The following is a 6,489-nucleotide window of genomic DNA, read 5'->3' as shown; positions in this document are numbered from 1 at the left end:
ATAATGAAAAAGGTAACAATGATAAATATCATTGTTACCTTTTTATATTGTAATAGTCCATAAGCCTCAAACGAAATTCTTTTAAAGTTGGATATGCCTCTAAATTAAACAACATCCCTTGGATAACTGGAATTCTTGTATTTCGCATCCTCATTTCTGCCTCCAAAACATCTAATGTAACAAGCAATTCCTCATCTTCTAATTGATCCGCTAATGTACGTTTAAACACAATAATTTCTTTTAAAAAATGTTCCTTAATCTGTTCCTTAATAAGCTCTGATTTACAAAGGAATTCTCCAAGCTTTTCTTCATGTAAAATAGGTTCTTCCGAAGATTCTACCAAACCATCTACTAAATGATCTACTCTTTTTAAAATAAAAGCAGCGACATACGATAAATCAATTTCTGGTGCTTGTAAAATAATTAATTCTAAATAACCACGGCATATGCCTTCTACTATAATTACTAAATCCAATAAATATGGCATAACCTTTTCACCATAAATGGACAATAAACTATTCCGATAAAATGCATGAGACTCTAACTTCATCCGCATCATAAATTCTTCTACTTCTTTATTAAACGGAATTGCATTTTCTCTCGCATGCATAATAATAAATTCTTTATGCTTTTGTATATCATTAAACTGACAATGTAATTGTTTTGCAAATTTTTCACGTGGTAATAAAGACTCTTGTTCAATATCCAGCATTTTCTTTTGGATTTTGTCATAATAATATCGAAGTGTCGCTAATAAAAGCTCATCTTTCGATTTAAAATATAAGTAAAAAGCTCCCTTAGATATACCACTAGCTGTCACAATTTCCTGCACTGATGTCGCATTTACACCCTTAGTAGCAAATAACTTCATAGCCGATTCTATAATCAAACGCTCTTTTTCTTTCATATCTTCTCTCCTAAATTTAATCTCGCATCTTATTATAAATGTATTATACCATCTCTTTTTATTGACGATTGACCGAACGGTCAGTTATATTATGTATTAGACTGACCAGTTGGTCAATATAATAAAAAGGGAGCGCAAACATGAACAAAATCATCAATTTCTCGTTAAAAAATAAGTTCGCAGTTTGGCTACTAACCATTATTGTTACTATTGCCGGGATCTACTCTGGACTCAATATGAAGCTGGAAACAATTCCTGATATTACAACACCGATTGTGACAGTAACTACGGTCTATCCTGGTGCTACACCAGAAGAAGTAGCTGATAAAGTTTCAAAGCCGATGGAAGAACAACTACAAAATTTAAGTGGTGTTAACGTTGTGAGCTCATCATCTTTTCAAAACGCATCTTCTATTCAAGTAGAATACGATTTTGATAAAAATATGGAAAAAGCAGAAACAGAAATTAAAGAAGCTCTCACAAATGTAAAGCTCCCAGAAGGTGTTAAAGATCCTAAAGTTTCACGAGTAAACTTCAATGCCTTTCCTGTTATTTCGTTAAGCGTAGCAAGCAAGAATGAATCTTTAGCTACCTTAACTGAAAATGTAGAAAAGAATGTTGTACCAGGATTAAAAGGACTTGATGGTGTTGCATCTGTCCAAATTGCCGGCCAACAAGTAGATGAAGTACAGCTTGTCTTCAAGAAAGATAAAATGAAAGAACTAGGACTAAGTGAAGATACTGTAAAAAATGTTATTAAGGGATCGGATGTATCTTTACCACTTGGCTTATACACATTTAAAGACACGGAAAAATCAGTTGTTGTAGATGGCAATATTACAACGATTAAAGCATTAAAAGATCTTAAAATCCCAGCTATACCTTCCTCACCTAACGGTCAAGGTAGTCAAAATGCTGGCGCTGGTGCACAAACGCCGCAAATGAATCCAGCTGCTATGAACGGGATTCCAACAGTTACATTAGAAGAAATTGCTGACATTAAAGAAGTTGGGAAAGCAGAATCTATTTCTCGAACAAATGGAAAAGAAGCAATTGGAATTCAAATTGTGAAGGCCTCTGATGCAAATACAGTTGATGTTGTAAATGCAGTAAAAGATAAAGTAAAAGATCTTGAGAAAAAATATAAAGATTTAGAGATCATTTTAACATTCGACCAAGGTGCACCTATTGAAAAATCAGTTGAAACAATGCTAAGCAAAGCAATTTTCGGTGCTATCTTTGCGATCGTTATTATCATGCTGTTCCTACGAAATATTCGAACAACGTTAATCTCTGTCGTTTCAATACCACTTTCTTTATTAATTGCTGTTTTAGTCATAAAGCAAATGGATATTACGCTTAACATTATGACACTTGGAGCAATGACCGTTGCTATAGGCCGCGTTGTCGATGACTCAATTGTTGTTATTGAAAATATTTACCGACGTATGTCGTTATCAGAAGAGAAATTGCGCGGAAAAGATTTAATTCGTGAAGCTACGAAAGAAATGTTTATCCCAATTATGTCTTCTACCATCGTAACAATTGCTGTATTTTTACCACTTGGACTAGTAAAAGGTATGATTGGTGAAATGTTCTTACCATTTGCCTTAACTATCGTCTTCGCTTTATTAGCATCATTACTAGTAGCAGTTACAATCGTACCGATGCTAGCTCATTCCTTATTTAAGAAAGAGAGCATGAGGGAAAAAGAAGTACATCATGAAGAAAAACCAAGTAAATTAGCAAATGGGTATAAACGCATACTTGCATGGGCTTTAAATCACAAAATTATTACATCAAGTATCGCTGTCCTTCTATTAGTTGGTAGTCTTGCACTTGTACCAGTTATCGGTGTAAGTTTCTTACCTTCTGAAGAAGAAAAAATGATTATCGCAACATACAACCCTGAACCAGGTCAAACGTTAGAAGACGTTGAAAAAATTGCAACAAAAGCTGAGAAGCACTTCCAAAATAATAAAGACGTCAAAACAATTCAATTCTCATTAGGTGGCGAAAACCCAATGAGTCCTGGTCAATCAAACCAAGCAATGTTCTTCGTGCAATATGATAACGACACGAAAAACTTTGAAAAAGAGAAAGAACAAGTCATTAAAGATTTACAGAAGATGTCTGGCAAAGGCGAATGGAAAAACCAAGACTTCGGAGCAAGTGGCGGTAGTAACGAAATTAAACTATACGTTTACGGAGATAGCTCAGAAGACATTAAGCCTGTTGTAAAAGATATTCAAAATATCATGAAGAAAAATAAAGACTTAAAAGATATAGATTCTAGTATTGCAAAAACGTATGCAGAGTACACTTTAGTCGCAGATCAAGAAAAGCTGAGTAAAATGGGCTTAACGGCTGCTCAAATTGGAATGGGACTTTCTAATCAACATGATCGCCCTGTTCTGACAACAATTAAAAAAGACGGTAAAGATATCAATGTATATGTAGAAGCTGAAAAACAAAATTATGAAACAATCGATGACTTAACAAATCGTAAAATTACAACACCACTTGGTAATGAAGTGGCTGTGAAAGATGTTATGACTGTAAAAGAAGGTGAAACTTCGAATACAGTGAAACACCGCGATGGCCGTGTTTATGCAGAAGTAAGTGCAAAACTAACATCTGATGACGTTTCAAAAGCATCTGCCGCTGTTCAAAAAGAAGTAGATAAAATGGATCTTCCTTCTGGCGTAGATGTTTCTATGGGCGGCGTTACAAAAGATATTGAAGAATCATTTAAGCAACTTGGCTTAGCGATGTTAGCTGCGATTGCCATTGTATACTTCGTTCTTGTCGTTACATTTGGCGGTGCCCTTGCACCATTCGCAATTTTATTCTCGCTACCATTTACAATTATCGGAGCTCTTGTTGCCTTATTAATCTCCGGTGAAACATTAAGTGTGTCTGCAATGATTGGTGCGCTTATGTTAATCGGTATCGTTGTAACAAACGCAATCGTGCTTATCGACCGCGTTATTCATAAAGAAAATGAAGGACTATCAACACGTGAAGCTTTATTAGAAGCTGGTGCAACACGCCTTCGTCCAATTTTAATGACTGCAATTGCAACAATCGGTGCTCTTATCCCGCTTGCATTAGGATTTGAAGGTAGTGGCTTAATTTCTAAAGGACTTGGTGTAACGGTAATTGGTGGATTAACAAGTTCAACGTTATTAACACTTCTTATTGTTCCAATCGTTTATGAAGTATTAAGCAAATTTAAAAAGAAAAAAACAAAATAACAAAAAATAACCTCGCTAACTGCGAGGTTATTTTTTATTTCCAAACAAGATTAGGAAATCACCATAGCCTTCTTTCTCTAATTCCTCTTTTGGAATAAATCGAAGAGCTGCGGAATTAATACAGTAACGAAGGCCATTTGGTCCTGGACCGTCTGGAAATACGTGCCCAAGATGTGAGTCTCCTTCTTTACTTCTCACTTCTGTACGTGTCATATTATGACTCACATCCATCTTTTCTTTCACACTTGCTGACATAACTGGTTTTGTAAAACTAGGCCATCCACATCCACTATCAAATTTGTCTAGAGAAGTAAATAGCGGCTCACCTGAAACGATGTCTACATAAAGACCTTCCTCTTTATGGTTCCAATACTCATTTCGAAATGGTGGTTCTGTACCATTTTCCTGCGTTACATAAAACTGCATCTCATTGAGTTTTTCTTTTAAATGAGCATTATCCTTTGGCCAATGTTGCTTAATAAAAGCATCTCGTCCTGAGCCTTTACGATATAACTCATAGCGGAATGTGTTTTTCTTATGATATCCTTGGTGATATTCTTCAGCTGGATAAAATGTAGCTGCTGGTAGTATTTTTGTCGCAATTGGTTTTGAAAAGCGCCCACTCTGCTCAAGTTCTTCTTTTGAGGCTTCTGCTTTTTTATGTTGTTCTTCATTATGATAAAAAATCACTGTTTCATAAGACTGTCCGCGGTCGTGGAATTGTCCTCCAATATCGGTCGGATCAATTTGTCTCCAATATATATTTAACAATTCCTCATACGACATTTTATTTGCATCAAATGTAATTTGTACCGCTTCATAATGTCCTGTTGTTTCTGAGCACACTTCTTTATACGTTGGGTCCTCTTTATGACCGCCTGTATAACCTGAAATAACCTGTATAATGCCCTCCATCTCTTCAAATGGAGAAACCATACACCAGAAACACCCTCCAGCAAATGTAGCTAACTCTACCTTTTCATTTACAGCCATTCTTTCACCCCTATTCTATGTTCTTCTTACAGTATGGCATAAGGAACATCATGTTATAAAAGAAAAAGCATCGAACATCGATGCTTTTTCTTACTTCACTTTATTTTTTCCAACATCCTTCTCCATTTCATCACTTGTCACGTCTAAAACATCTAGTAAGAAAATGAAGATTGGAATACCGATAATCAGTCCCCATACACCTAAGAAGTGCTCTGAGAAAATTAATACCATAAAAGTATAGAAAATCGGTAAATTTGTTTTTTGCGACATAAACTTCGGATTTAATACGTAACTTTCAAGCGCATGAATCACTGTTACGATAACTAAAATATAAACAACGTACATAATACCGCCAATATTGTAAGCAATCATACAAAGTGGGAATAACGAAATGATAACCCCCGCTACTGGAATTAATCCAAGCAAGAAAATCATTAATGCTAAACCTAATAATTGCGGGAATCCTAATATCCATAATGCGATAACTGAAAGAACACAGTTAACAACAGCAATTAAAAATTGTGCTTCGATTACCTTTCCAAATGAACGTGCAAATTTCTTTCCGAAGTACTCAATTTCAGTATAGAAAATTGCAAGCCTGCTTTCTTTAAACTTTGCAGTAAAACCAACAATACGAGATTTTTCTAATAAGAAAAACAAACTCAAAATTAAAGAAAGTAAAACCTGAAGGCCAAATTTACCAACATTCGTAATCGATTTATACAAAATGTCTACGCCTTGTCCTACATATTTAGAAAGTTCCATATGATTGACAGCATTAACTGCATACTTAATTAGTTCACTATCTGGTGGGTTTCTTAAAAATACATTGAATTGGTAAATCAGTTGTGAAATTTGTATCGTCAATACTGGTAAATATTTAAATAGCGTAATAGCAATTCCACCAATTAACATTACATATAGAAATGCTATAATAATTTTTCGATTAATAGGCATGAAATGACCTAATTTGCGGGAAATAAACTTTTGGAATCGATCCATTAAATACGTGAGAATAAACGTAATTAATATTAAATTCAACATACTTTGCAGCCCGTATAACACGAGAGCAAGTATTACTAATACGAGTAACCTCTGAAATCCTTTACTTTGAAACAGGTTTTTTATTTGCATAATCGACGAATACTCTCTCCTGTCCTATAAACTAAAACGTTACTAAGTAGATTTCTCTCTCTTTTCTACTTTTAATTATTCATTCATATTAAGATTTTTATAAACTCATTATATGCCTACCTTAACAGGTATACAGTAGCTTACTTCTTATTTTACAATACAATGACCTAATTCAAAACGTATTCTACATAGTATTAA

At 34.6% G+C, this 6,489-nt stretch carries 4 protein-coding genes; 1 reads left to right on the top strand and 3 read right to left on the bottom strand.

Translation table 11 applies throughout. The features are described 5' to 3' along the window. Positions 1–34 precede the first annotated feature (34 nt). A complete protein-coding gene (locus ACQGS6_RS20815; RefSeq protein ID WP_000659643.1) occupies positions 35–907 on the bottom strand; it encodes a TetR/AcrR family transcriptional regulator in 873 nt (290 codons plus the stop codon). A gap of 140 nt (positions 908–1,047) precedes the next feature. On the opposite strand from ACQGS6_RS20815, the gene ACQGS6_RS20810 reads away from it, so the two are divergent. Then, complete coding sequence (locus ACQGS6_RS20810; protein ID WP_426965519.1) at positions 1,048–4,164, top strand: efflux RND transporter permease subunit; 3,117 nt, start codon at positions 1,048–1,050, stop codon at positions 4,162–4,164. Positions 4,165–4,191: 27 nt separating this feature from the next. Here the strand turns inward: ACQGS6_RS20810 and msrB are convergent, their stop codons facing one another. Together msrB and ACQGS6_RS20800 are read right to left on the bottom strand one after the other, a co-directional pair. Next, positions 4,192–5,157, bottom strand: coding sequence for a peptide-methionine (R)-S-oxide reductase MsrB (gene msrB / locus ACQGS6_RS20805; protein ID WP_000290174.1), 966 nt, complete (start codon positions 5,155–5,157; stop codon positions 4,192–4,194). A 90-nt stretch (positions 5,158–5,247) separates the two neighbouring features. Further along, complete coding sequence (locus tag ACQGS6_RS20800; RefSeq protein WP_098283213.1) at positions 5,248–6,291, bottom strand: AI-2E family transporter; 1,044 nt, start codon at positions 6,289–6,291, stop codon at positions 5,248–5,250. Positions 6,292–6,489 lie beyond the last annotated feature (198 nt).

Source organism: Bacillus sp. GMs2/2, assembly GCF_050172095.1.
GTDB lineage: Bacteria > Bacillota > Bacilli > Bacillales > Bacillaceae_G > Bacillus_A > Bacillus_A cereus.
Note: the sequence above shows the minus strand (reverse complement) of the source record. Positions and strands in the feature narration are given on the sequence as shown.